Source organism: Pseudomonas sp. AS2.8, from assembly GCF_014190935.1.
Taxonomy (GTDB): Bacteria; Pseudomonadota; Gammaproteobacteria; order Pseudomonadales; family Pseudomonadaceae; genus Chryseomonas.
The window spans coordinates 969,861-996,752 of the sequence record NZ_JACHVV010000002.1 but is presented as its reverse complement, the minus strand read 5'-3'; the positions used below and the strand labels follow the sequence as shown (position 1 = coordinate 996,752).

Annotated in this window: 17 protein-coding genes and 2 pseudogenes; 9 read left to right on the top strand and 10 right to left on the bottom strand. The window is 67.7% G+C overall.

Annotation, left to right across the window (positions count from 1 at the left end; genetic code table 11):
• Nucleotides 1-220: 220 nt before the first annotated feature.
• Nucleotides 221-1,558 carry a sigma-54 dependent transcriptional regulator gene (locus FHR73_RS11520; RefSeq protein ID WP_183631209.1) on the bottom strand — a complete coding sequence of 446 codons (1,338 nt, stop codon included), beginning with the start codon at nt 1,556-1,558 and terminating at the stop codon, nt 221-223.
• Nucleotides 1,543-2,988 carry a PAS domain-containing sensor histidine kinase gene (locus FHR73_RS11515; RefSeq protein ID WP_183631207.1) on the bottom strand — a complete coding sequence of 482 codons (1,446 nt, stop codon included), beginning with the start codon at nt 2,986-2,988 and terminating at the stop codon, nt 1,543-1,545. Before FHR73_RS11515 ends, FHR73_RS11520 begins: the two co-directional genes overlap by 16 nt.
• A 157-nt stretch (nt 2,989-3,145) precedes the next feature.
• Between FHR73_RS11515 and FHR73_RS11510 the strand changes: the two genes are divergently transcribed.
• The 3 genes from FHR73_RS11510 (at nt 3,146) to FHR73_RS11500 (ending at nt 6,720) form a co-directional block, all read left to right on the top strand.
• Nucleotides 3,146-3,751, top strand: coding sequence for a LysE family translocator (locus FHR73_RS11510; RefSeq protein WP_183631205.1), 606 nt, complete (start codon nt 3,146-3,148; stop codon nt 3,749-3,751).
• Nucleotides 3,752-3,768: 17 nt separating this feature from the next.
• Nucleotides 3,769-4,626 (top strand): AraC family transcriptional regulator, encoded by an 858-nt coding sequence (locus FHR73_RS11505; protein WP_183631203.1) that lies wholly within the window; start codon nt 3,769-3,771, stop codon nt 4,624-4,626.
• Between the two features lie 120 nt (nt 4,627-4,746).
• A complete protein-coding gene (locus FHR73_RS11500) occupies nt 4,747-6,720 on the top strand; it encodes a choline BCCT transporter BetT (RefSeq protein WP_183631201.1) in 1,974 nt (657 codons plus the stop codon).
• 240 nt (nt 6,721-6,960) lie between these two features.
• Here FHR73_RS11500 and FHR73_RS22810 read toward each other — a convergent pair.
• The 3 genes and pseudogenes from FHR73_RS22810 to FHR73_RS11490 all read right to left on the bottom strand — a co-directional run.
• Nucleotides 6,961-7,533 (bottom strand): annotated as a pseudogene (locus FHR73_RS22810) (methyl-accepting chemotaxis protein); the annotation flags it as partial.
• A gap of 288 nt (nt 7,534-7,821) precedes the next feature.
• A pseudogene (locus FHR73_RS22805) lies at nt 7,822-8,961 on the bottom strand (cache domain-containing protein); the annotation flags it as partial.
• 198 nt (nt 8,962-9,159) lie between these two features.
• Nucleotides 9,160-9,909 (bottom strand): carbon-nitrogen hydrolase family protein, encoded by a 750-nt coding sequence (locus FHR73_RS11490; RefSeq protein ID WP_183631197.1) that lies wholly within the window; start codon nt 9,907-9,909, stop codon nt 9,160-9,162.
• 212 nt (nt 9,910-10,121) lie between these two features.
• Between FHR73_RS11490 and FHR73_RS11485 the strand changes: the two genes are divergently transcribed.
• The 3 genes from FHR73_RS11485 (at nt 10,122) to dld (ending at nt 14,613) form a co-directional block, all read left to right on the top strand.
• Entirely contained in the window at nt 10,122-11,258 is a 1,137-nt protein-coding gene (locus FHR73_RS11485) for an iron-containing alcohol dehydrogenase (protein ID WP_183631195.1), read from the top strand.
• A gap of 161 nt (nt 11,259-11,419) precedes the next feature.
• Nucleotides 11,420-12,763, top strand: a complete 1,344-nt coding sequence (locus FHR73_RS11480; protein WP_183631193.1) for an MFS transporter — start codon at nt 11,420-11,422, stop codon at nt 12,761-12,763.
• Nucleotides 12,764-12,843: 80 nt separating this feature from the next.
• Nucleotides 12,844-14,613 (top strand): D-lactate dehydrogenase, encoded by a 1,770-nt coding sequence (dld, locus tag FHR73_RS11475; protein WP_183631192.1) that lies wholly within the window; start codon nt 12,844-12,846, stop codon nt 14,611-14,613.
• Between the two features lie 18 nt (nt 14,614-14,631).
• Here the strand turns inward: dld and FHR73_RS11470 are convergent, their stop codons facing one another.
• The 3 genes from FHR73_RS11470 to FHR73_RS11460 all read right to left on the bottom strand — a co-directional run bounded on the left by FHR73_RS11470 (nt 14,632) and on the right by FHR73_RS11460 (nt 19,784).
• Complete coding sequence (locus tag FHR73_RS11470) at nt 14,632-15,570, bottom strand: LysR family transcriptional regulator (protein WP_183631191.1); 939 nt, start codon at nt 15,568-15,570, stop codon at nt 14,632-14,634.
• Between the two features lie 509 nt (nt 15,571-16,079).
• Nucleotides 16,080-18,359: a beta-glucosidase BglX gene (bglX, locus tag FHR73_RS11465; protein WP_183631190.1), complete on the bottom strand. Its 2,280-nt coding sequence runs from the start codon at nt 18,357-18,359 to the stop codon at nt 16,080-16,082.
• 147 nt (nt 18,360-18,506) lie between these two features.
• Nucleotides 18,507-19,784, bottom strand: coding sequence for a glucarate dehydratase family protein (locus FHR73_RS11460; RefSeq protein WP_183631566.1), 1,278 nt, complete (start codon nt 19,782-19,784; stop codon nt 18,507-18,509).
• Nucleotides 19,785-19,966: 182 nt separating this feature from the next.
• On the opposite strand from FHR73_RS11460, the gene FHR73_RS11455 reads away from it, so the two are divergent.
• The gene (locus FHR73_RS11455; RefSeq protein WP_183631189.1) at nt 19,967-21,628 is read left to right on the top strand and encodes a VRR-NUC domain-containing protein; all 1,662 of its coding nucleotides are present in this window, start codon (nt 19,967-19,969) and stop codon (nt 21,626-21,628) included.
• Entirely contained in the window at nt 21,625-23,898 is a 2,274-nt protein-coding gene (locus FHR73_RS11450; protein WP_183631188.1) for an ATP-dependent DNA helicase, read from the top strand. Before FHR73_RS11455 ends, FHR73_RS11450 begins: the two co-directional genes overlap by 4 nt.
• A gap of 386 nt (nt 23,899-24,284) precedes the next feature.
• Here the strand turns inward: FHR73_RS11450 and FHR73_RS11445 are convergent, their stop codons facing one another.
• Complete coding sequence (locus FHR73_RS11445) at nt 24,285-24,488, bottom strand: hypothetical protein (protein WP_183631187.1); 204 nt, start codon at nt 24,486-24,488, stop codon at nt 24,285-24,287.
• An 87-nt stretch (nt 24,489-24,575) separates the two neighbouring features.
• A complete protein-coding gene (locus FHR73_RS11440) occupies nt 24,576-24,959 on the bottom strand; it encodes a glyoxalase superfamily protein (protein WP_183631186.1) in 384 nt (127 codons plus the stop codon).
• A gap of 231 nt (nt 24,960-25,190) precedes the next feature.
• Between FHR73_RS11440 and FHR73_RS11435 the strand changes: the two genes are divergently transcribed.
• Nucleotides 25,191-26,825 (top strand): glucan biosynthesis protein D, encoded by a 1,635-nt coding sequence (locus FHR73_RS11435; RefSeq protein WP_183631185.1) that lies wholly within the window; start codon nt 25,191-25,193, stop codon nt 26,823-26,825.
• Nucleotides 26,826-26,892: the final 67 nt, after the last annotated feature.

Below are 26,892 nucleotides of genomic sequence, written 5' to 3'. Positions count from 1 at the left end.
GGCGGACATACCTGTCGGCAAAGCGGACAGCCTAAGAGCCTTTTCAAAGTCTGCTGCGCGTCGGCCAAACGGCGTTGAAAATGCCCTGTAAGGCCAGCCCCGTCGGAATGCTCATTTACTACTTGTAAACTCGAGCGCGAGCCCGGTCCGCTTCCTCAGGCCTTTTCGTGGGGCCGCCTAGGCCTTGTTTGTCTCTAGCTCGCAAGACTTTGAATAGGCTCTAAGCAAGACTGTCGTCTGCGCCGACACCCAGGCCCAGCCGGCTCAGCTTGGTGTAGAGCAGCTGGCGATGGATGCCCAGGCGGCGGGCCGCTTCGGCGCGATTGCCGCCACTGCGCTGCAGGGCGCGCTCGATCAGCAGGCGTTCCAGGCGCGCGGTGGCTTCGGCCAGCGTCTCCTCCGGCCAGCTGGCGTCGATGGCTACCTCATCCGGGGTCTCGCCCTGCAGGAAGGCCAGGTCGGCGGCGACGATGCGCTCGCCCTGGGCCAGGGTCGCGGCGCGCTGGATGGCGTTGCGCAATTCCCGCACGTTGCCCGGCCAGGGGTGGCGCAAGAGCAGGGCGGCGGCATCGTCCGCCAGCACCCGGCCGCTGGGGGCGAGGAAGTGCTCGGCTAGCGGCAGGATATCGGCCCGCCGCTCGCGCAGGGCCGGCAGGTGGATGGGCACTACGTGCAGGCGATAGAAGAGGTCCTCGCGGAAGTCGCCGCTGGCGACGCGCTGGGCCAGGTCGCGGTGGGTGGCCGCCACCAGGCGCACATCCAGCCGTACCGGTGCGCCGCCCACCGGGGTCACCTCGCGTTCCTGCAGCGCGCGCAGGATCTTGGCCTGCATCGGCAGCGGCATGTCGCCGATCTCGTCGAGAAAGAGGGTGCCGCCCTGGGCTTCGCGAAAGGCGCCGAGACGATTGGCGGTGGCCCCGCTGAAGGCGCCGCGCACATGGCCGAAGAGTTCGCTTTCCAGCAGATCCGGCGGGATGGCGGCGCAGTTGACCGCCACGAAGGGCGCGCCGCGTCGCTTGCCGTGTTCGTGGATGGCGCGGGCCACCAGTTCCTTGCCGGTGCCGGTCTCGCCGGTCACCAGCACCGTGGCCTCGCTGTCCACCAGACGGCCGATGGTCTTCTGCACCTGGCGCAGGGCATCGCTGCCACCCACCAGGGTATGGCCTTCGACCGCGGCCGGTGGCGTGCTGGCCGGGCCGCGCTGGGCGGTCATGCCAGCCAGTACCCGGATCAGCTCGTCACGGCCGATGGGCTTGGTGAGGTGGTCGAAGGCGCCCAGGCGCATGGCCTCGATGGTGTTGCCGGCACTGGCGAAGGCGGTCAGCACCGTGACCGCTGGCGGCTCGGGCAGGGCGCGGATGCGCGCCAGCACCTCCAGGCCATCCAGCCCCGGCATGCGCAGGTCCAGCAGCACCGCGTCCACCGTCTCCTGCGCCAGGAGCTGCAAGCCCGCTTCCCCCTGATCGGCCTGCAGCACCCGGTAGCCCTGGTCCGCGGCGGTTTCCGCCAGGGCGTCGCGCAGACCGGCGTCGTCATCGATGATCAGCAGGGTTGGCATGGCAGGAGGATCTCGAAGCGAGTGGGGACGGAGGGATCGATCAGTCGCGCCTCGCCACCGTGGGCGCGGGCGGTCTCGCGAACCAGGGCCAGGCCCAGGCCGGTGCCCTCAGGACGACCGGTGACGAAGGGCTCGAAGAGCTGGGCGCGCAACTCGGCAGGCGGGCCCTGGCCTTCGTCTTCCACCGCCAGCACCAGCCAGTCGCCGCGCCGGCTGGCATCGAGGCGGATCTCGCTGGCGGCCGGGGCGGCCTGGAGGGCGTTAAGCAGCAGGTTGTCCAGGGCGCGGGCCAGGGCGTCGCGGTCGAACCAGCCCTCTTCGACGGCCACCTGGGCGGTCAGGCGGATGCCGCGCTGGGCGGCTTGGTCTTCGTGACCGGCCAGCACCTCGCGGCAAAAGGCCGGCAGCGCGATGGCGGTCGGTTGCAGGTGCAGCGGCTGGGTGAGGTCGAGCAGGCGGCGCAGCAGGCGGTCCAGCCGGGTGACCTGCGTGAGGATGGCGTCCAGCGCCTTCTGCTGCCGGCCGCTGTCGCCGGCCAGGGCGTTCTCGGCCTTGAGGCGCATGGCGGCCAGCGGATTGCGGATCTCGTGGGCGACCCCGGCGGCCACTCGGCCAAGGGCGGCCAGCCGTTCACTGGCGTGGACCTGGGTGGTCAGCCGCTGGGCCTCGTCCCGCGCCTGGGTCAGGCGCTGCCCGGCCTGGTTGAGCGCTGCCAGCACCCGATCCAGCTCGCGTTCGCCGGTGAGGGCGAGGGTGGGCAGGTCGTGGCTGGCACTGGCGCCCAGATCGCGCTCGACCCGTGCGACATGCCGCGACCACTGCCAGGTGAGCCGACCGAGCAGCAGGGTGGCGGCGAGCATGGCCAGCAGCAGCAGGCCCAGGCCCAGTTTCAGCTGGCGCTGACCGCTGCCCTCGGCGAAGGTCAGGCGGGTCAGGGTCCAGGCGGCGAGATCGGCAATTGGCCCGGACAGCGGGCAGGCGGCCACCAATACCGTGGCGCCGTCCGCGCTGAAGCTGTCGCTCAGGCTGCGCGCCTCGGCCAGGGTCGCGGCGGAAAGATTGGCCAGGTGCTGGCGTTCGGCGGCGGTCAGGGGGAAGGGACTGGCATCGGCCAGCAGCCCCGCCTGTTCCTGCCAGAGGCCCCCGGCCATGCCGCGATAACGCAGCAGGGCGACACTGGCCACGCCGCCGAGACTGCGTTGCAGCGCCGGGTCGGCGAGGCCGCCGGTGGGGCCGGACCAGCCGTTGCTGTAGAAGCGATAGCTGCTGGCGATGCCCTGGCAGGCCTGCTCGGCTTCCACGGTGGCCTGGCCGAGCTGGGCGCTTTCCGACTGGCGCAAGAGCAGGATCATCAGCCAGCCGACCCCGACGGCCATGCCGCCGAGCATCAGCAGCAGGGCAATCAGACGACTGCGCAGCGATCCGAACATGGGTTTTCTCTTCCAGGCCTTGGCCTGGATAGAGTGCCACACCCCGGCGGAGTTCGAGTGCTAGAGCGGGTGGCTCATCTCAGCCACAGACGTACAAGCCACACCCCGGGCGCTCTGGCTAGCCTGGGTCTCCTTCTCGAAGCCTGGCAGGTGCCCCTTGGAAATCGTTCTCTATGCCCTGAGCGTCATGTACAGCCCCGGCCCGGTCAACGCCCTGGGGCTGAACGCCGGTCTGCGCGGCCAGGCCCGCCGGGCGCTGGGGTTCTATGCCGGGGTGGGCTGCGCCATGCTGGTTCTGTTTCTGGCCTTGGGCTATGCCGGCGCGATCCTGGTCTCGGGGGCGCTGCTGCCGTGGCTGGCGCTCCTGGGCGGTGGCTATTGCCTGTACCTCGGCTATCGCATCGCCCGGGCCGCACCGCCGACGGCAGCGGGGGAGGAGGAGGGTGCCGCCACGCGGCTGACCTTCGCTCGGGGCTTGCTGATCCAGGGCCTCAATCCCAAGGGCTGGCTAGCGGTGCTGCCCATCGCCACGGTGATGTTTCCGGCGGCCCAGGTGACCGGGGGCAAGATCGCCCTCTGGTCGCTGCCCCTGGCGCTGTCGGCGGGCGGCGCCCCGGCCAGCTACGCCCTGCTTGGGGCGCTGCTCGGGCGCTACCTGGTGCGGGGACGCGGCTTGCGCGCGGTGAATCGGCTGCTGGGCCTGAGTCTGGTCGGCTGCGCCCTGCTGCTGTTCCACGACGCCTGGCGCGGTCTGCTAGGCTGAGCGCCGGAGGAGTCGCCATGAGCACCCAGATCGAACTGCCCGGCGCCACGGATTGGGTAAGGCACGCCCCGGCCCATGCCGAGCTGGAATCCATCGAGGCCTTCTTCAGCGGCCATGCCTTCGACCCCCATCGCCATGCCACCTATGCCATCGGCCGTACCCTGGCAGGGGTGCAGAGCTTTTCCTATCGCGGCGCCCGGACCAACAGCCTGCCCGGCGAGACCATGATCCTCCATCCGGACGAGGTCCATGACGGGCGTGCCGGCGCCGCCGATGGCTTTCGCTATCGCATGCTCTATCTGCCGCCGACCCTGGTGCAGGACATTCTCGGCGGGCGACCCTTGCCCTTCCACCGTGACGGCATCTCCCAGGATCCGCGCCTGGCCCGGGCCACCGAGGCGGTGTTCGCCGCCCTCGACGCGCAACCCGATGTCCTCGCTCGCGACGATGCCCTCTATGGCCTGGTCGCCACCCTGGCCGAGGTCTGCCAGGCCTGGCCCAGTCGCGGGCGGGTGGACTTCGCCGCCGCGCTGCGCGCGCGCGAATACCTGGAAGACCACCTGGACCAGGCCGTCACCCTCGACGACCTGGCCTGCTGCGCCGGTCGGGATCGCTGGAGTCTGACCCGGGATTTCCGCGCCTACTTCGGCACCAGTCCCCATCGCTACCTGACCCTGCGCCGCCTCGACCAGGTACGGCTGCAGGTGCGCCTGGGTCGGGCACTGGCCGAGGCGGCCGTCGCCGCCGGCTTCTATGACCAGAGTCATATGACGAAACATTTTCGCCAGACCTTCGGAATGGCGCCGGCGCGCTGGTTTCGCGGACTTGGCGCAGCGCCCGGCACCGCTGCCCTGGCCAGTGCACCCGGTCCTTAGCGCCCCAGCCATTGCAGCGCGAGCGCATAGCGGCACGCACCGTTCCGGCAGCGCCGCCAGCGAAACGATCACGGACGAGGGCAGTCAACCTGTGCGCATTTCATGAACAGGAGCCCTTTTATGACCGGCCAGGGAGAATCCGCCGCTCGTCCCACCTTCAGTCCTCCGGTCTTCTGGACCTCGACCCTGCTGCTACTCGCGCTGGTGCTCTATGCCAGCCTGTTCCAGGCCAACGCCCAGTGGCTGTTCGCCGCCATCCAGGGCTGGATCATCACCAACCTCAGCTGGTTCTACATCCTTGCCGTGGCCATCATCCTCGGCACCGTGGTGTTTCTCGGCATGAGTCGCTATGGCGACATCAAGCTCGGCCCGGACCACAGCGAGCCGGACTACGCCAACACCACCTGGTTCGCCATGCTGTTTTCCGCCGGCATGGGCATCGGCCTGATGTTCTTTGGCGTCGCCGAGCCGGTGATGCACTTTCTCAATCCGCCCTATGCCGATGGCCAGACGGTGGATGCCGCGCGCCAGGCCATGCGCATCACCTTCTTCCACTGGGGCCTGCACGCCTGGTCGATCTACGCCATCGTCGCCCTGATCCTGGCCTACTTCAGCTACCGCCACGGCCTGCCGCTGACCCTGAGATCGGCGCTCTATCCCTTGATCGGCGAACGCATTTACGGGCCCATCGGCCATGCCGTGGACATCTTCGCCATCATCGGCACGGTGCTGGGCGTCGCCACCTCCCTGGGCTTCGGCGTCTCGCAGATCAACACCGGGCTCAACGTGCTGTTCGGCGTGCCGGTGTCCACCCCGGTGCAGATCGGCCTGATCGTCATCACCACGGCGCTGGCCACCCTCTCGGTGGTCTCGGGCCTGGACAAGGGCGTGCGGCGGCTGTCGGAGCTCAACCTGGGCCTGGCGGTGCTGCTGATGCTGACCGTGATCATCCTCGGCCCGACCGTGCTGATCCTGCAGACCTTTGTCGAGAACACCGGCGGCTATCTCAGCGAGATCGTCAGCCGCACCCTCAACCTCAACGCCTATCGACCCACCGACTGGATCGGCGGCTGGACGCTGTTCTACTGGGGCTGGTGGCTGGCCTGGTCGCCCTTCGTCGGGCTGTTCATCGCGCGCATCTCGCGCGGGCGGACCATCCGCGAATTCGTCTCCGGCGTACTGCTGGTGCCGGCCGGCTTCACCCTGCTGTGGATGACGGTGTTCGGCAACACGGCGATCCACATGATCCTCACCGAAGGCATCACCGACCTGGCCGCCGCGGTATCCCAGGACAGCTCCCTGGCGCTGTTCGCCTTCCTTGAGCACTTTCCCTTCGCCAGCGTGATCTCGCTGGTGGCCATCGTCATGGTGGTGGTGTTCTTCGTCACCTCGGCCGATTCCGGCGCCATGGTGGTGGACATGCTGGCCTCCGGCGGCCAGGACCAGACGCCGGTCTGGCAGCGCGTCTTCTGGGGCGCCAGCATGGGGCTGGTGGCCATCGCGCTGCTCCTCGCGGACGGCCTCAAGGCCCTACAGACCGCCACCATCGCCAGTGCCCTGCCGTTCACCCTCGCCCTGCTGTTCAGCATGCATGGCCTGCTCAAGGCGCTGAAGCTGGACGCCACCAAGCGCGGCCTGCGCCATCAGTCGTTGAGTCTCACCCCGCCGACCAGTCGCACGCCGGGGGGCTGGCAGCGCCGGCTGCGCGGCCTGGCGATGTTTCCGCGGCGCAGCCACGTGGTGCGCTTCATCGGCGAGGTGGCCAAGCCGGCCTGCCTGGCGGTGGCCGAGGAATGGCGCAAGCAGGGCTATGTGTGCGGCGTGGAGGACCGCGAGGATGGCGGGGTGCGGCTGCATGTCGGCCCGGCCGACCAACCCGAGTTCGTCTACCAGGTCAGACCCCATGCCTACGCCATGCCCAGTTTCGTCATGGGCAGCGAGCCGAACGAAGAGCGCAAGTACTTCCGCGCGCAGGTCTATCTGCGCGAGGGTGGCCAGGACCATGACGTCATGGGCTGGTCACGCGAGGACGTCATCGGCGACATCCTCGACCAGTACGAACGCCATATGCATTTCCTGCATCTGGTGGGCTGAGAACCTGTCCACGATCTGCTGCGCGTCGGCCAAACTGCGTTAAAAATGCCCTAGAAGGCCAGCCCCGTCGGAATGCTCATTTACCACTCGTAAACTCGAGCGCGAGCCCGGTCCGCTTCCTCAGGCATTTTCGCGGGGCCGCCCAGGCCTTGTTTGTCTCTAGCTCGCGAGATCGTGAACAGGTTCTGAAACGAAAAAGCCGGGCGCAGTGCCCGGCTTTTTCCTGTCGCGGCGCTCGGGTCACTTCACCCGGAAGCGCCGGACCACGGCGATCAGCTGCTCGTTGGACGATTGCACCGCCGCGGTGCTCTCGGCGGTGCGCTGACCGCTGGTGACCAGGTCGTCGACGATATGGCGCACGGCAACCATGTTCTGGTTGATCTCGCCGGCCACCGCGCTCTGCTCTTCGGCGGCCGCGGCGATCTGGGTCGAGAGGTCGCTGATGCGCACCACCGAACCACTCATTTCGTCCAGGCCTTCGGTGACCTCGCGGGTGCGCTCGGCAGTGCTCTGGCAACTGGCCTTGGTCATTTCCATGGCCGCGACCGCGGAACTCACCCCCTGCTGCAGGCGGCTGAGCATCTCGTTGATCTCGGCGGTGCTCTGCTGGGTGCGACCGGCCAGGGCGCGCACCTCATCGGCCACCACCGCGAAGCCGCGACCCTGTTCGCCAGCGCGGGCCGCTTCGATGGCCGCGTTGAGCGCCAGCAGGTTGGTCTGACCGGCGATCCCGCCGATCACGCCGAGCACGTCGTTGATGCGCTGGGCGTCGCTCTGCATGGCCTGCACCTTGAGGGTGGCGTCTTCCACCTGATCCACCAGCGCCAGGACGCTCGCCGAAGCCTGCTGGACCACCGCGCGGGAACGCTCGGCCTGGCCGTTGGCGGCCTGGGTGAGGGTGGCGGTATCGCTGGCGCTGCGGGCCACGGAGTCGGAGGTGGCGCTCATCTCGGTGATGGCGGTCACCGCCTGGTCGGTTTCGCTGGCGTGGCGGGCCAGGATGGCACCGTTCTGCTGGGCCTGGCCGTGGAGTTGCTTGAGACCGGTGTCGATGCGGTCCGTGGCATCGCCCACCTTGCCGATCAGCCGCTGCAGATAGCCGATGAAGCCGTTGACCGCGCCGGCCACCGCATCCACCTCGTCCTTGCCGTGCACCGGGATGCGCCGGGTCAGATCGGCGTCGCCGGCGGACAGGGATTCGATGTTGCGTTGCAGCAGGCCCAGGCGACCCATCAGCTTGCCGAGCGCCAGCACCATGATGCCCACCAGCAGCAGGACCAGCGGCAGCTGGATCGCCGCCAGGGTCTTGAGGATGCCGGTGTTGGTCGCCGCGATGAGCGAGGTGGGCAGCGCCGTGGCCAGCAGCCAGGGCGTGCCGACCAGCGGACGCAGGAAGAAGGTGTGGGGCGTGCCGTGCTCGTCGACATAGGTGTCGCGCACCACGGCCTCGCCCTTGAGCTTGCCGAGGTTCTGCTGGATGGCGGCGACGAAGGGCGAGCGGGCGGCATAGGCCGAGACGTTGTTCAGAATCTGCGGCTCGCCGAGTTCGCTGAGGTTGCTGAGGATCTTGCCATCGGCCTCGACGATCATCATGTCGGTGTCGTCGAGCTCCTTGCGCAGGCTGTCCACCAGGGGATTGAAGAAGCCCAGGGTGAGGTCGATGGTCGAGACGCCAAAGGCCTTGCCGTCGCGCTGGATGGCCATGGCGCAGTTGGTGCGCGGCTCGGCGCTGGCGGCGTCCTTGTAGGCGGCGGCCCAGACGCACTGGCCGGCGGGACCCTTGAGGCCAGCCTGGAACCAGGGTTGCTCCCAGTAGTTGAGCGACTCGGGTGAGTTCCAGTGGGTGTTGACGATCAGCTTGCCGCCGGCATCGCGGTGATAGAAGGTGCTGAACTTGTCGCGGCCCTGTTCACGCTGGTTGGGCAGCGGCCAGATGCCGCCGCCGAACACCTTGGCATCGCCATACTGGTCCACCAGGCCGGGCAGTACCCGGTCGATGGCGGCACTGTCCAGCAGCGGCACGGTCTGGGTGATGGAGCGCTGCTGCGCCTGGATCTGGTTGAGTTCGCGATAGATGCGGGTGCCCACCTCGTTGACGCGGGTCAGCACGGCGGATTCACCGGCGGCGACCAGATCCGGGGTCACCCACAGGCGGATGCCGATGACGGTGGCCGCGAGGGTCGCGCCAATGAAGCCGAGAAAGATCAGGGTGTAGCGGGTTCGGATGGTGTTCAAGGCCATGGTGTCGCTCCTGCGGATACAGCGTCGTTCACGCTGCGAAAGGCATCCTTGGCGGTGTTCTGGACGAGGATGTCAGAGCCTTATCGGCGTCTGACGTGTGACCTTTAGTCGCAGGAGGCGGCGGGATATCAAGTTGCCATTATGGTCGCAACGTGACCTGCCAGCCGCTTTGCGGTCAACAGACTTTTCTCGCGCGGATCAGGCAGGCTCGGTGCGGATTTCGCCCTGCCAGACACCCGCGTGCAGGCGGACGATCACCAGGCAGGGGCCGTCGCCTGGCGCCGCGACCAGGCACTGGCCATCGGCCTGCCAAAAGGCACTGCGGCCCACGCAGGCGTAGCCGCCGGTGGGCCCGCCGTGATTGGCCATGAGCACCGGCATGCCCAGGCGCCGGGCATGGCCGGCCAGGCGGGCGCTGTCGGCGGGATAGCCGGTCGGGCCGATCACCGCCGAGGCCAGGTAGAGATCGGCGCCGCGGGCGCGGGCGGCATCGGCATGGGCCGGGTGGTTGCTGTCGGCGCAGATGGCCAGGGCGGCCTGCAGCTCGCGCACCTCCAGCAAGTCCCCGCCACTGCCGGGGACGAAGGGCGGCGCCTCGCCCGGATGCAGGTATTCCTTGGTGTGGACGCGACAGCTGCCATCGGCGCCCAGGATCAGCGCACCGATCTGCAGCCCCGTCGGACCCTGGATCGGCGCCCCGACCACGGCCGTGAGCCCGGCCACGCGGCAGGCCTCGCGCAGGGGCCGCAGACGCGCATCGGTACCCTCCAGCGTCAGCGCCGCCGCCAGGGTCGGCTCATAGCCGGTCAGGGACAGTTCCGGAAACAGCAGGAGCTCCACCCCGGCGTCGGCAGCCGCGGCGATGAAGTCGAGATGGGTGCGCAGATTGGCGGCGAGGTCGCCGGCGAGCGAAACGGACTGGGCGGCGGCCAGGGTAGGGGTGGGCATCGAGACTCCAGAAAGCGGCAAGCGCCCGGGAGAGCGGGCCCGGCCATCGCTGTGGGTAGGGCGTCCGGCAGGAAGGCAACGATAGGCGGCGCCACCCGAACAGGCTGGGTTGCCTCCCGGTTATACCGCTATCGCTACCTCTCAGTATTTGGCGCGGAAGCGCCTCGCTATAGTCGGGCCGTCTATCAATTTCAAGAATAACAGGACGGGTCATGGCGATAATCAACTATGTAACGGAGATCCGCTTCGGCGCCGGCTGTGCGGCCGAATTGGCCGCCGTCAACGCACGGCTGGGCTTCCAGCGGCCGCTGATCGTCACCGATCGAGGCGTGGTGGCCGCCGGTCTCATCGAGCAGCTGGTGGAGCTCAATCCTCTGGCCGCCTACCAGGTGTTCGACGCCACCCCGGCCAATCCCACCGAGGCCGCCACCCGCGAGGGCGTCGCCTGTTTCCGGGACGCGGACTGTGACGGCATCATCGCCGTCGGCGGCGGGTCGCCCATCGACCTGGCCAAGGCTATCGCCGTGTCCGCGCGCCATCCCGGACCGCTGAAACAGTTCGCCGTCATCGAAGGCGGCCTGACGCGGATCACCGCGGCGACGGTGCCCATCGTGGCCATTCCGACCACGGCCGGCACCGGCAGCGAGGTGGGACGCGGCGCCATCATCATTCTCGACGATGGCCGCAAGGTCGGCATCCTCTCGCCCCATGTCATCCCGCGGGTGGCCATCTGCGATCCGCTGCTGACGCTCAGCCTGCCGCCGCACCTGACCGCCGCCACGGGCATGGACGCGGTGGCCCACTGCATCGAAACCTTTCTCGCGCCCGGCTTCAATCCGCCGGCCGAGGGCATCGCGCTGGACGGCCTGCGCCGGGCCTGGCGCCATCTGGAGCTGGCGTTCAACGAGCCGAACAACCTGGAGGCCCGTACCCAGATGCTCAGCGCCTCGCTGCAGGGGGCGCTGGCCTTCCAGAAGGGGCTGGGCTGTGTGCACAGCCTGAGTCACTCGCTGGGCGGCATCGACCCGCGGCTGCACCATGGCACCCTCAACGCGGTCCTGCTGCCGGCCGTGGTGGCCTTCAACCGGAGCGCCGAATCGGTGATCCGCGAGGAGAAACTCGAGCGCCTCGCCCAGGCCATGGAACTGCCGGCGCAGCTGTCGGTGGAGCAGGCGCTGGCGCACAAGGCCGAGGCCCTGCGGCTGCCGACGGGGCTGGCGCAGATGGGTGTCGACAGGGGCCTCATCCCACGCATCGTCACCGGCGCCCTGGCCGATCACAGCCACCAGACCAATCCCCGGGAAGCCTCGGCGGAGGACTATGCCCACCTGATCCAGGCCTCGTTCTGAGGCCCTGGCTTGCGTAGCGGCAAGCCCTTCCGCTGCAGCGTCGTCCGCCGTCCCGCCTCGCGCCTCGATACCGTTCCGGGCGGGCACTGGGCTGCGGCTGAGCGACGACCGTTCTGCAAGACCCGCGCGACAATCACAACAATTAAAGGACGCGAAACATCATGGCCCATCCCAGTACCGCCGCATCCCCGGTGCAGTTCGATCCGCTCTATCGCAAGGTCGCCTGGCGCGTGTTGCCGCTGCTGCTGCTCGGTTACATCATCGCCTATCTCGATCGGGTCAACGTCGGCTTCGCCAAGCTCGCCATGCTCAGCGACCTCGGCATGTCCGACGCGGCCTATGGCCTGGGCGCCGGCATCTTCTTCATCGGCTACTTCATCTTCGAGGTCCCCAGCAACCTGATGCTGCATCGCGTCGGTGCCAAGCTGTGGATCGCGCGCATCATGATCACCTGGGGCCTGGTCTCGTCGTTGATGGCCTTCACCGGGCCCATCGCCCAGTGGCTGGGCATCAGCCACGAGCTGCTCTTCTATGGCCTGAGATTCCTGCTCGGCGTCTGCGAGGCGGGCTTCTTTCCCGGGGTCATTCTCTACCTGACCTACTGGTTTCCCGCGGCGCTGCACAGCCGCATGATGGCCATCGTCATCCTCGGCAATCCGGTGTCCTTCATCTTCGGTGGTCCGCTCAGCGGCGCCATCATGTACTACATGGGCACCAGCAGCCTGCTGGCGGGCTGGCAGTGGATGTTCGTCATCGAGGCGGTGCCGGCCGTGGTGGTCGGGGTGGTGGTGCTCTGGCTGCTGGACAACGGCATCCAGGACGCCCGCTGGCTAAACGAGCAGGAAAAGGCCGAGCTCACCCGGCGCCTCGCCGTGGAGGCCGCGGAAAAGCCCCGCATCGCCCTCAAGCGCCTGTATGCCCTGCCCATCATCTGGCTGCTGACCGGCATCTACGTCCTGCTGATGCTCGGCAACTACGGCATCAATTTCTGGGTGCCGACCATCATCAGGAACGCCGGGGTGGCCTCGGTCCTGGACATCGGCCTCATCACCGCCATCCCCTATGTGTTCGGCGCGGCGACCATGGTCTGGATCACCCGCCAGGCCCAGCGCACCGGTAACCAGCGTGGCTATGGCGCCCTGATGTCGGTGCTGGCCGGCATCGGCCTGATCCTCTGCGCGGCCTTTTCCCAGCACCTGCTGCTGATGATCCTGGGTGTCGCCTTCGCCGTGGGTGGCAGCCTGAGCGCCATCGCGCTGTTCTGGGGGCTGCCCGGGGCCTTCCTCCAGGGCGCCGCGGCCGCGGCCGGTATCGCCATCATCAACTCCTTCGGCAACCTGGGCGGCTTCGCCGGGCCCTACCTGCTGGGCTTGCTGACCACCCTGTTCGGTTCGGCGCAAGGGGGGCTGATGTTGCTCGGGGGTTGCCTGCTGGGGTGCGCGGCGCTGATGCTGTGGGTGACCCGCCGGCCCGCGCCTTCGACTACCGGGCTGCTGGCCGAGTAGCCACGCCGGGATAGCCGCGCGTTTTCGAGCGGAAGGGATCATCCTTCGCTTCCGCTTTCCTTGTCAGTGAAGAGGACGTCATGGATCTGGTCAGCGAGTTGCACACCATCGTCGGACGGCGCCATGTCCTGCAGGGCGACGCCGCGACCCGGCGCTTCCGCCTGGGGATCCGCTATGGCGGCGGGGCGGTGCTCGCCGTGGTGCAGCCCGGCACCCTGCTGGAGCTGTGGCGCGTGTTGCAGCGCTGCCACAGCGCCGGAACCATCATCATCTGTCAGGCGGCCAACACCGGCCTGACCGGCGGCTCCACCCCGGTGGCCGAGGGCTACGACCGGCCGGTGGTGCTGATCAACACCCTGCGCCTGACCCGCCTGGCCCTGCTGCGCCAGGGCGAGCAGGTGCTGTCCCAGCCGGGTGTGACCCTGAGTCAGCTGGAGACGACGCTGAAACCCCTGGGGCGCGAGCCGCATTCGGTGATCGGCTCGACCTGCATCGGCGCCTCCGTCACCGGTGGCGTCTGCAACAATTCCGGCGGCTCGCTGATCCGCCGCGGACCGGCCTTTACCCAGCTGTCGCTGTTCGCCCGCATCGACGAAGCCGGGCACCTGCAACTGGTCAACCACCTGGGCCTGGCCTTGGGCGACAGCCCCGAGGAGATCCTCGCCCGGCTCGACGAGGGCCGCTTCGACGACAGCGTCGTGCAGGACCCGGCCGGCGCCATGGCCTCCGATCGCGAATACGCCCGCCATGTCCGCGACGTGGCCTCGGCCACCCCGGCGCGCTACAACGCCGATCCGCGGCGGCTCTACGAGGCTTCGGGTTCGGCGGGCAAGATCGCCGTGTTCGCCCTGCGCCTGGATACCTTTGCCGCCGATCGCAACACCCGGGTGTTCTATATCGGCTCCAACCGGGCCGCCGATCTGGAAGCCATCCGCCGGCACATCCTGGTCAACTTCGCCCAGCTGCCCATCGCCGGCGAATACATGCACCGCACGGCCTATGAACTCAGTCGTACCTACGGCAAGGACCTGTTCTTGTTCATCCAGCGCTGTGGCGCGCAACGGGTGCCCCAAGCCTTCGGCTGGAAGACCCGCTTCGATGCCCTGAGCGAACGCCTGGGCCTGGGTGCCCAGCTCGGCGATCGCCTGCTGCAACGGCTCGCCGCGCCCTTGCCGGAGCATCTGCCGGCGCGCCTCAACGCCTTTGCCTCGCGCTTCGAGCATCACCTGCTGCTGAAGATGGGCGAAGACGGCATCGACGAGGCCCGCGCCTATCTGCAGTCCTGGCTACCCAGCGCCGACGCGGACTTCATCGAGTGCGACGCGGAGGAGGGCAACGCCGCCTTCCTCAATCGCTTCGCGGTCGGCAATGCCATGAATCGCTACCGGGCGGTGCACCGGGACACCGTGGAAGACATCCTCGCCCTGGACATCGCCCTGCCGCGCAATGCCCAGGACTGGTTCGAGACCCTGCCTCCGGAGCTGGCGGAGCAGATCGAGGTGACCATGTATTGCGGGCACTTCTTCTGCCACGTGCTGCACCAGGAATACCTGGTGAAGAAGGGCCGGGACTGCGCGGCGCTCAAGCGTCGCCTGCTGGCCCTGCTGGATGCCCGCGGCGCGCGTTATCCCGCCGAGCACAATGTCGGTCACCTCTACGCCGCGGCGCCGGAACTGGAGCGGCACTATCGCCAGCTCGATCCGACCAACGCCTTCAATCCGGGCATCGGGCAGCTGACGCGGCGCCATCGCTGGCAGGAAAACTGCTGCGCCGCGCACGCCGGTGATGCCATCGCCGCGGCGGCGAAGGCGGCCCGAGCGGCGCCTGCGGAGACGAGTCGCACGCCCTGAGCGGGAGTGCGGGGCCGCTCAGTCCTCCTGCTGGATCGCGTAGAGCGACTCCACCAGCAGCGCGAACGCCGGATTCTGCTGGGCGCTGCGCCGCGAGACCAGCTCATAGGGTTCACTATGGGATCTGAGCTGCAGCGGCAGGCGACTGACCAGGCCGTGCTGGCAGACGTAGTCCGCCACCTCGACCGAGACCAGCGCCACCAGTCGCGGATTGCGGCTCAGCAGCGATAGGGTGGTCAGCGCCGAGGTGGTCTCGATCAGGTGCAGGGGAAAGGGCAGCTGCGCCTCGAAGAATTCGTGTTCCAGGGTGCGTCTCATGGGCATGTTGGCCCGATAGACCACCCAGCGACTGTCCGAGAGATCCCGCAGCTCGACCCGCTCGCGCTGGGCGGCCGGATGAGAGGCATGGGCGATGACCGCGAGGGACTCGTCCTTGATGACCAGGGCGTCGTAGCTTTCCGGCCGCTCGCTCACCGACAGGCGACAGATGGCCGCGTCCAGCCGTCCCTGGTCGATCAGGCCGAGCAGGGTGGTGCTGGTGTCTTCCACCACCTCGATGGACAGCCGCGGCTGCAATTCCAGCAGCCGCGAGATGGCATGGGTGAGCAGGGGCACGGCGCCCATGATGGTGCCGATGGCCAGCTTGCCGCCCGAACCGCTGGCGATGGCGTGGAGTTCGAGGCGCAGATTGTCCAGGTCGGCCTGGATCAGCCGGGCGAAGCGAATGGCGCAGGTACCTGCCGGGGTCGGCAGCAGGCCGCGATTGGTGCGCAGGAACAACTCCACTCCGAGGGCGGACTCCAGTTCCTTGAGCGCCTTGCTGGCGCCTGGCTGAGTGAGCCCCAGGCCTTCCGCGGCATTGAGCAGCGAACCCTTTTCCGCCAGGGCGATGAGCAGGCGCAGCTGCTTGGCATGCAGGCGCGACATGATGGTGTTGAGGCTGGCAAGATTCTTCATTGACCGACCGTTATACCGCGGTTGCTTATGGTTGATCCCGGAGGCTCTAGCCTAGAGCAAGTCGTTGCCCGCGTATAACAGGCGGTAATAAGGGCAGGGACTTGATCGGCCGCGATTCTGCTCGCCAGCGTGGTGGTGGCAAGGCCTGTGGCGAACCCTCGTCATTCCGCGGTGGCGACGATCGGATCCAGCCGCTACGAGGCCTGGTTCGATTCGTTGGGCTTCGGCGATGGAGCCGCCTCAACCCAACCTACGGGTCCTGTAGGTTGGGTTGAGCGCCAGCGAAGCCCAACGGTTCGGACTCAAGGCGCGCACCCTGTCCCTCACCCCAACCCTCTCCCGGAGGGAGAGGGGGCGGCAAAGGTGCGAAGGGAGGCGGTGGCATCTATCAGCAGGCTTCCCTCGGGAGGGGGTTGGGGTGAGGGCCGGCAGGAAGGCAAGGGGGCATCGAGCTGCACGCTTTTACCCCCTCTCCCCTTGGGAGAGGGCTGGGGTAAGGGCCGAACCTCCTACAACAGCGTGAAACTCCCCTCGCGCACCCGCTCCGAATCCAGGCCGACCATCACCTTGAATTCGCCCGGTTCCGAGACCAGCTTGAGGTCGTTGTTGTAGAAGCGCAGGTCCGCCTCGGTGATGGGGAAGTCCAGCTCGCGACTCTCGCCCGGTTGCAGCATCACCTTCTGGAAGCCCTTGAGCTCCTTGACTGGTCGCGCCAGGGAGGCGGTCACGTCGTGCAGGTAGAGCTGCACCACGGTGGCGCCGGCGCGGTTGCCGGTGTTCTTGACCGTGACCCTGGCGGTCAGGGTGTCGCCCTGCTTCAGGGTGGCGCTGGACAGCTGTGGCGCCGAGACGTCGAAGGTGGTGTAGCTCAGGCCATAGCCGAAGGGGTAGAGCGGACCGTTGACGATGTCGAAGTAGCGCGAGGTGTACTTGTTCGGCTTGGCCGCATCGAAGGGGCGGCCGCTGCTCAGGTGGTTGTAGTACAGCGGCACCTGGCCCACTTCACGGGGAAAGGTCATGGTCAGCTTGCCGGAGGGGTTGTGGTCGCCGAACAGCACATCGGCCACGGCGTTGCCGCCTTCGGTGCCGGGGAACCAGGCTTCCAGCAGCGCACTGGCCTGCTCCTGTTCCCATTCCAGCGCCAGCGGTCGGCCGTTCATCAGCACCAGCACCAGCGGCTTGCCGGTGGCCTTGAGCGCCTTGATCAGCTCGCGCTGGGTGTCGGGGACGCTGATGCGGGCGCGGCTGGAGGCCTCGTGGGCCATGCCCTGGGACTCGCCGACCACGGCCACCACCACCTCGGCCTGGCGCGCGGTGGCCACGGCTTCGGCGATCAGTTCGCTGGCGCTGCGCGGATCCACCGCGACCGCCGGTTCGTAGGAATTCAGGTAGGCCAGCACATCGCGGTCGTCCAGCAGGTTGGCGCCCTTGGCATAGAGCACCTTGCCCTGACCGGCCACGGCGTTTTCTAGGCCGCGGCGGATGGAGACGGCCTGGGCGGCCACGCCGGCGGCGGACCAGTTGCCCATGACGTCGCGCGGACTGTCGGCCAGCGGACCGACCACCGCCAGGGTGGCGCCCTTGCGCAGCGGCAGCACGGCCTTTTCGTTCTTCAGCAGCACCAGGCTCTCGCGGGCCACCTGGCGCGCCTCGGCGCGGTGCAGCCGCGATTCGGCATTGGTGTCGGTCGGGTCCTGGCCCTGCAGGCGGCGATAGGGATCGTCGAACAGACCCAGGTGGTACTTGGTCAGCAGCATGTCGCGCACGGCCTGGTCGATCTCGGCCTGGGTCACCTTGCCGGCGGCCAGCAGGGCGGGCAGCTGCTTGCCATAGACGTCGTCGTGCATGTTCAGCTCGACGCCGGCCTTGAGCGCCTGCTCGGCGGCGTCGCGGGTGTCCTTGGCCACCCCGTGCAGCACCAGTTCGTTGATGGCGCCGTGGTCGCTGATCAGCAGGCCCTTGTAGTTCCAGTCCTTGCGCAGCAGGTCCTGCAGCAGCCAGCGATTGGCCGTGGCCGGGACGCCGTTGATGCTGTTCAGCGCCACCATCACCGCCCCGGCACCGGCCTCGGCGGCGGCGCGATAGGGCGGCAGGTAGTCCTGCATCAGCCGCTGCGGACTCATGTCGACGTTGCTGTAGTCGCGGCCGGCTTCCACGGCGCCGTAGCCGCCGAAGTGCTTGATGCTGGCCATGAGGCTGTCGGGGGCGCGCAGATCGTTGCCCTGGTAGGCGTGCACCAGGGTGGCGCCGATGCGCGAGGTCAGCCAGGTGTCTTCGCCGAAGGTTTCCGAGGCACGGCCCCAGCGCGGTTCGCGGGTGACGTCGACGGTGGGGGAAAAGGTCAGGTCGAGTCCATCGGCCGCCGCTTCCCGCGCGGAGATGCGCCCGCTGGTGGCGATGGCGTCGAGATTCCAGGTGCTGGCCAGGCCCAGGTTGATGGGGAAGATGGTGCGCATGCCGTGGATGACGTCATAGGCATAGAACAGCGGGATCTTCAACCGGCTGTGCACGACCTGGTCCTGCATCTGGCGGATGTCGGGGCGGGTCACGGTGTTGAACATGGCGCCCACCTTGCTGGCGCGGATGTCCGCCATGATGGCTTCCTTGGGATAGTCCGGCCCGACGCTCACCAGATTGAGCTGGCCGATCTTCTCTTCCAGGGTCATCTTCGCCAGCAGGGCGTCGACGTAGGCGCGAGCCGGATCCTGATTCTGCGCCGGGGCGAGGGTGGCGCTGACCGCCAGTCCCAGGCCGAGCATGAGTGCGGTGAGGCGTGGTGCGTTCAACATCGTCCCCCAATTCCCTGTGCGTACTTTCTCGTTGTTCTTGGGCACCCTTGTGCCGAGGGGATTGTACAACCGCGACGCCGGGAAGCGGAGCCGTTGACGGCCGGCGGGAGAGCCGGTCGTCAGGGGCCTGGAAGAGGGGGCTAAGACCTAGAAACGCGGCTTGCGGGTTTCCCAGTCCGGCTGGTACTTGCGCATCTGGCGCACGTCGTCGCGGCTGCGGATGTCGATGGCGAGGAACTGCTCGTGCAGCTTGGCGAGCTGGTCCTGGTCCAGTTCCACGCCCAGGCCGGGGGCGTCGCTGAGCGCCACGCAGCCATTGCGGATCGGCAGCTTGCCGCCCTGGATGACCTCTTCGTCCTCTTCCTGCCAGGGATAGTGGGTATCGCAGGCATAGGCCAGGTTGGGCACCGCGGCGGCCACGTGGGTCATGGCCATGAGGCTGATGCCCAGGTGCGAGTTGGAGTGCATGGAGACGCCCAGGCCAAAGGTGTCGCACATCCGCGCGAGGATCTGGGTGTCCCTGAGCCCGCCCCAGTAGTGATGGTCGGCAAGCACGATCTGCACGCTGTTTTGGGCCACGCTGCGGCGGAATTCGTCGAAGTCGGTGACCACCATGTTGGTGGCCAGCGGTATGCCGGTGCGCCGGTGCAGTTCGGCCATGCCGTCCAGGCCCGGGGTCGGATCCTCGTAGTACTGCAGATCGTCCTTCAGCACCTCGGCGATGCGCAGCGACGTTTCCAGCGACCAGTTGCCGTTGGGGTCGATACGCAGCGGCGCTTCCGGGAAGGCCTGGCGCAGGGCCTTAATACAGGCCGCCTCGTGATCCGGACCGAGCAGGGTGCCGGCCTTGAGCTTGATGCTCTGGAAACCGTTCTCCTCGATCATCCGCGCCGCCTGAGCCACCACCTGCTCCGGGCTGATGGCTTCGCCCCAGCGATCGGGCGGGTAGGGCGCATCGATATGCTCGGCGTACTTGAGGAACAGGTAGGCGCTGAAGGGCACCTCGCGACGTACCGCACCGCCGAGCAATTCGACCAGGGGAATGCCCAGGGAGCGCGCCTGCAGGTCGAGGAAGGCCACCTCGAAGGCGGAATAGGCGTTGGCCACCTGCTTGCTGGGATGGGAGCCGGGCGCCAGCTCGGCGCCGGCCACCACGCCACCGGCGAGGCTGGCGACGGTCGTCACCACCCGGGCGCGCAGGCCGTTGAGGTCCCAGGCGGAAAGGCCGACCAGGCTGCTTTCCATGGCCTTGAGTACCGCCAGCACCGGGGCGTCGCCATAGCTCTCGCCCAGGCCGATGTGGCCGTTGTCGCCTTCCACCTCGATGATGGATCTCAGCGCATAGGGTTCGTGGATACCGCTGGCGTTGAGCAGCGGGGCATCGCGAAAGGCGATGGGGGTGACTTTGATCCGTTTGATCTTCACGCTCAGACTCCTGGACTTGTAGTTGTGGTGGTCTTTGTCAGTCATCGTATGACTACCGGTCGGGATCTTCAACCGAAAGAAGTGCCATGACCCCGGCGGGACGACCGCGCATCGCATCGGGGTTGCCCGCTCCGGTCGGGGCTGGATAAATACCCAGCCGCCACCTCATTCGTCCGTTTCGCATGAAAGCTCCGCTCGAAGATCCCCTCTACTATCTGCACAACTTCCAGCGGGTACTGGACTGGGTCGCCCTGCGCTATCCCGACCTGCTCGATGACCGCGAGCAGGACTTCATCGCCGCCTTCGCCGAGCTGCCGTTGCCCTCGCGAGCACTGCTGGTGCGCCTGGTGATGCGTAAGGGCGAGGTGTTCCGCGCCAGCAAGCTGGTCTATGGCGAGATCGGCTGTCCCCGCGCCGCGGCGACCCCCCTGGTGGGGCTCGGCTGGCTGCTGGCCGATCCGGAATTGCACCTGATCGAACTCTTCGCCCTGCTGCGCAAGGAAGAGCTGCTGGGCTGCTTTGGCGCGCGGCTGCCCAAGACCGGGCGCAAGGAAGACTGGCTGGCGCGGCTGGAAGCCGAGCAGGCCACGCCCCTGGCGTTCAGCGGCTGGGCCGGCACCATGCCCGAACTGGTGGAGGAGGGGGTCTGGCGGCTGACGCTGATGGATCTCTGCGATCGCCTCCGTCTGCTGTTCTTTGGCAATCTGCACCAGGACTGGACCGACTTCGTGCTGGCCGATCTGGGGATCTTCCAGTACGAGACGGTGGCCTTCAGCGCCGAATCCCGCGCCTTCGGCCAGCGTCACGAGGTGGATGCCTATCTGCACATCCAGCGCTGCCGGCAGGCGCTGCGCGATGGCCTGCCGGCCGCCGAGCTGCTGCCGTTGCTGCCCGCCGAACGCTTCGCCAACACCTGGCTGGAATTGCGCCGCGGCAAGCTGCTCCACGAACTGGCGCAGCATCACGAGCGCCTTGGCGAACTGGCCCAGGCGCAGGCGCTCTACGCCGCGTCGGCGCATCCCGAATCGCGTATCCGCGCCCTGCGCATGCTCGAACGGCTGGAGGACTGGCCCGCCGCCCAGGCGCTGGCGGAAGCCATCGTCGCCGCGCCGGCCCATGACGCCGAACGCCAGCAGGTAGCGCGCATCCTGCCGCGGCTGGTGCGCAAGCAGGGCGGGCCGCCCAACAAGCGCCGCCCGGCCAGCCCGGTGGAGCGCCTCGATTTCGAACTGGTCAACGACGGCCTGCGCCGGGTCGAGTGGCTGGTGCGCGAGCACCTGGGCCGCGAGGAGGCGCCGGTGCACTACGTGGAAAACACCCTGCTCACCAGCCTGTTCGGGCTGCTGTGCTGGGACGCCATCTTCCTCGCCATCCCCGGCGCCTTCTTCCACCCCTACCAACGCGAACCGGCCGACCTGCGCCTGCCGGGCTTTCGCGAGCGGCGGGCCGAGGCCTTCGCCGCCTGCCTGGCGCGACTGGACGACGGCTCCCATGCGGCGGTGATCCGCGAGCGCTTCGCCAGCAAGCGCGGCCTGGCCTCGCCCTTCGTCGCCTGGGGTATCCTCGGCAGCGAACTGCTCGACCAGGCTCTGGCCTGCCTGCCGGCACGCCACCTGCGGCTGTGCTTCGAACGGCTGCTGGAGGATCCGGAAAACAACCGCACCGGCTTCCCCGACCTGATCCAGTTCTGGCCGGCCGAAGGCCGCTACCGGATGATCGAGGTCAAGGGCCCGGGCGATCGCCTGCAGGACAACCAGCGCCGCTGGCTGGACTTCTTCGCCGCCCATGACATCCCCGTCAGCGTCTGCCACGTGCAGTGGCAAGTGGCCGCGACCTCCGCATGAGCTATCGCATCGCCGTTCGCGCCCTCTGCGAATTCACCGCCAAGGCCGGCGATCTGGATCTCAGATTCACCCCGTCGCCCACCGCCCTGGAAGGCATCGAGGGCCACCAGCGAGTGGCCGCGCGGCGCGGCCCCGGCTATGAGCGTGAGGTCAGCCTGCAGGGCGACTTCGAAGACCTGCAGGTACGCGGTCGCGCCGACGGCTTCGACGCCGCGGCCCGGCACCTGGAGGAGATCAAGACCCACAGGGGCAGCCTGGAGCGCCAGCCGGGCAATCACCGCCACCTGCACTGGGCCCAGGCCAAGGTCTATGGGCATCTGCTCTGCCAGAGCCGCGCGTTGTCGGAGCTGACCCTGGCGCTGGTCTATTTCGACATCGGCACGGGCGCCGAGACCGTCTTCACCGAGCAGTGGACGGCCGCGGACCTGGCCGCGCATTTCGAACTCCAGTGTTCGCGCTTTCTCGCCTGGGCGCGCCAGGAGCTGGCCCATCGCGCCACGCGGGACAGGGCGCTTTCGACCCTGGCCTTTCCCCATCCCGACTTTCGCCACGGCCAGCGGCCCCTGGCGGAAGCCGTCTACAAGGCCGCCAGCGTCGGCTGTTGCCTGCTGGCCCAGGCGCCCACCGGCATCGGCAAGACGGTGGGCACCCTGTTCCCGCTGCTCAAGGCCATGCCGCGGCAGAACCTCGATCGACTGTTCTTTTTGGCCGCCAAGACGCCCGGCCGCGCCCTGGCCCTGCATGGCCTGGAGTCCCTGGCCGCGCCGGTGCGGGTGCTGGAGCTGGTGGCGCGGGACAAGGCCTGCGAGCACCCGGCGCTGGCCTGTCATGGCGAGTCCTGCCCGCTCGCCCGCGGCTTCTATGACCGACTGCCGGCGGCCCGCGCCGCGGCCCTGGCCGCACCCACGCAGCTGACCCGGGCGCGGGTGCGGGAGACGGCCCTGGCCCATGAGGTCTGTCCCTACTACCTGGCCCAGGAACTGGCACGCTGGAGCGACGTGGTGGTGGGCGACTACAACTACTATTTCGACGCCAGCGCCATGCTCCATGCCCTGGCCCAGACCCAGGAGTGGCGCGTCGGGGTGCTGGTGGACGAAGCCCACAACCTGCTCGACCGCGCCCGCGGCATGTACAGCGCCAGTGTCGATCAACGCCGCCTGGCGGCCGGCAAGGCGGTGGCGCCACCGGCCATCGCCAAGGGCCTGCAGGCGCTCAATCGCGAATGGAATCGCCTGCACAAGGAGCAGCAGGTCGACTACCAGGTGCAGCCGGAATTGCCCGCCGCCTTCCTGACCGCCCTGCAACGGGTGGTGGGTCTGCTCACCGAGCACTTCGGCGAATCCGGGCAGCCGCCGGCGCCGGAGCTGCAGACGCTGTTCTTCGACCTGCTGCAGTTCATGCGCCTGGGCGAGACCTTTGGCGATCACTCGCTGTTCGACGTCACCCTGCTCAAGGGCCGCGGCAAGGCGCAGTCGCAACTCAATCTGCGCAACCTGGTACCGGCGCCCTTCGTCGGTCCGCGGCTGGCGGCGGCGCACAGCTGCACCCTGTTCTCGGCCACCCTGATTCCCCAGCATTTCCACCGTGATCTGCTCGGAGTCCCAGCCGGCAGTGCCTGGGTCGACGTCGCCTCGCCCTTCGCCGCCGAGCAACTGGAGGTGCGCCTGGTGCGGCTCTCCACCCGCTACGCCGACCGCGCCGCCTCCCGCGCGCCCATCGCCGCCCTGATCGCCAGTCGCTATCGCCAGCGCCCGGGCAACTACCTGGCCTTCTTCAGCAGCTTCGACTACCTCGACCAGGTGGCCGAGGCGCTTGCCGAGCTGGCGCCCGACGTGCCCCAGTGGCGCCAGTCCCGCGGCATGGACGAGGCCGCCCGCCAGGCCTTTCTCGAGCGCTTCCAGGCCGACGGCCGCGGCATCGGCTTCGCCGTGCTCGGCGGCAGCTTCGGCGAGGGCATCGACCTGCCCGGCGACCGCCTGATCGGCGCCTTCGTCGCCACCCTGGGCCTGCCCCAGCTCAATCCGGTCAACGAACAGCTGCGCCAGCGCCTGCAGCGGCGCTTCGGCGACGGCTATCGCTACGCCTACCTCTATCCGGGTCTGCAAAAGGTCATCCAGGCCGCCGGCCGGGTGATCCGCACCGTGCAGGACCGCGGCTGCCTCTACCTCATCGACGACAGATTCACCCAGCCCGAGGTCAGGGCGCTGCTACCGACCTGGTGGCAGGTGGAGGAGGGCGCGGTGCCCCTGCCCGAACCCCTGCCGGCCTGAGGCCGTTGGGCTTCGCTGCGAAGGAGACGATGACCTTGTGCGATTGCCTTTCCCTCACCCCAGCCCTCTCCCCGAGGGAGAGGGGGCAAAGCGGCGGGGGGCGTGACGCCGGTGTAGGGTGGCAAACCGCGTAGCGTTTTCCACGGAGTGTGCTGCTCCGCTAAACAAGTCCATCCATGGGCTCCCGTAGGTTGGGTTGAGACAGCTCCACCGTCGAAGCCCAACACCGCGGCATCGAGCGCTGCCTTCCCCTCACCCCAACCCTCTCCCCGGGGGAGAGGGGGCAGAGCGGCAGGGTGCATGACTCCCTGCGTAGGGTGAAAAACCGCGACGCGTTTTCCACGCGTCGTTCTTGCTTAGGCTGATGAAATTGCGTCTTCAGCGCTTTAGAAGAATTCGAATTGCTTCAGCACCGCGAGTAACACCACTGTCCAGACCAACAAGCCAATACCACTGGTCCAGTCAGATTGAGGTGTTTCCGCGAACCAAGTCTTGGGCTTCGGATAACGGCCCCAGCTAAGGAGCTTCATCACGGGCCAGCCGATGGGAAAGCAGAACAGGCGCAAGAGTAGTTCCAACAGATAATCCATTCCGCGATCCTTCCTGTGACTAGGCCGCTCAGTCTGATCCTGGCGACATGCCTGGCTCGGTCATCAACTATTTGTCCTGTTCCCCGGCTAACCCGCCAACTCTTCCTCACAGAACCTCAGCCGATTGCCAAAGGGATCGGCGATCTCCATCACCAGGCCCCAGGGCAATTCCTCGATACCCGGGCGGGCGAAGCCGTAGTCCTGGGCCAGCAACTCGGCCTGGAAGGCGCGGATGCCGGTCATGCGCACGAAGACCGTCGAGCCGGGGCAGGCATCGCCGTGGTGGCCGGAGAGGTGCAGGCGCAGGCCGGCGCGCTCGACTTCGGCGTACAGCGGCAGCCCCGGTTCGAAGCGGTGTTCCCAGACCAGGCGGAAACCGAGGAAGTGGCAGTAGAATTCACGCGCCTTTTCGTCATCGAAGATGCTCAGGATGGGGCTGGGTTGCCCGAAGGCGATGGCGGCAGCGGCCATGCGGGTCTCCACGGAAGCGGCAAGGGAAGGTCGATGATGCGCTTTCCGGGAGGCCCGGCAACCGGAACTGTGATCCGGAAAGCTTTGGTAACCCCTCTGGCAGGCCAGAGCGTGCGCTAGGCTGCAGTTCACCGGTGCGATGGCGAACCTATCCGGGTATCGTGCATTCTTTTTCCTTTCTGGCGGTTCGGCTGGGCCGAATCTTTCATCCTTAGTGACCAAGGTTGATCCATGCAGCGTAGACACCTGCTCAAAGCGTCCCTGGCCCTGGCGGCCTACACCGGCATTCCCTCCACCGGGCTGTTCGCCCTCCAGGCCTTTGCCAATCCGGCCAATGGCGATGGCCAGGCCTTCGATTTCGACTGGCTCAAGCAGCACGCCAAGGAGCTGGCCGGCCAGGCCTACCAGCCCACCGCCCAGAAACTGCCCGACACCCTGGCGAACATGACGCCGCAGCAGTTCAATGCCATCGGCTACGATGCCCAGCATTCGCTCTGGCACGACCTCAAGGGCCAGCTGGACGTACAGTTCTTCCATGTCGGCATGGGCTTCAAGACCCCGGTGCGGATGTTCTCGGTGGACCCCAAGACCAACGAGGCCAGGGAAGTCCACTTCCGCCCCGAGCTGTTCAACTACAACGACAGTGGCGTCGACAAGAGCCAGCTCAAGGGCGATCTCGGCTTCGCCGGCTTCAAGCTGTTCAAGGCGCCGCACCTGGCCCAGTACGACATCGTCTCCTTCCTCGGCGCCAGCTACTTCCGCGCCGTGGACAAGACCCGCCAGTACGGCCTCTCGGCCCGCGGCCTGGCGATCGACACCTATGCCGATCGGCCCGAGGAATTCCCCGACTTCACCAAGTTCTGGTTCGTCACCCCGAACAAGAACAGCACCCGCTTCGTGGTCTATGCGCTGCTCGATTCGCCCAGCGCCACCGGTGCCTATCGCTTCGACATCGACTGCCTGAACGACCGCGTGGTGATGGACGTGGATGCCAACGTCAACGCCCGCCGCGACATCAAGCAACTGGGCATCGCGCCCATGACCAGCATGTTCGGCTGCGGCACCCACGAGCGGCAGACCTGCAACACCTACCACCCGCAGATCCACGACTCCGATCGCCTGGCCATGTGGAAGGGCAACGGCGAGTGGATCTGTCGCCCGCTTAACAATCCGCCCAAGTTGCAGTTCAACGCCTTCAAGGACGACAGTCCCAAGGGCTTCGGCCTGGTGCAGACCGATCACGAATTCGAGAGCTACCAAGACGTCATGGTGCGCTACGACCGCCGGCCGAGTCTGTGGGTCGAGCCCACCTCCGCCTGGGGCGAGGGTGCCATCCAGCTGCTGGAGATCCCCACCACCGGCGAAACCCTGGACAACATCGTGGCCTTCTGGGCGCCGGCCGAGAGGATCACCGCCGGCAAGTCGCTGCACTATGGCTACAAGCTGCACTGGAGTGCGCTGCCGCCGGTGAGCACGCCGCTGGCGCGGGTCAATGCCACCCGTTCCGGGATCGGCGGCTTCCCCGAGGGCTGGGCGCCCGGTGAACACTGGCCCAAGGTCTGGGCGCGGCGCTTCGCCATCGATTTCAACGGCGGCGGCCTGTCGTTCCTGCCCGAGGGTACCGGCATCGAGCCGGTGGTCACCGTCACCGATGGCAAGGTGCAGGATTTCCACGTGCTCAAGATCGACGAGATCGGCGGCTACCGGGTGATCTTCGACTGGTACCCCACCAGCGACAAGGCCGATCCGGTGCAGATGCGTGCCTTCATCCGCACCCAGGACCGCGCCCTGAGCGAAACCTGGCTGTACCAGTACTTCCCGCCGGCCGCCGACCAGCGCCGTTATCCGGACTGGAAGCAGTCCTAAGCGGCCAGCAAAAAGCCGCTGTGCCTCTCCGGCGCAGCGGCTTTTTTGTGCCCGGAGCAAGGGCGCA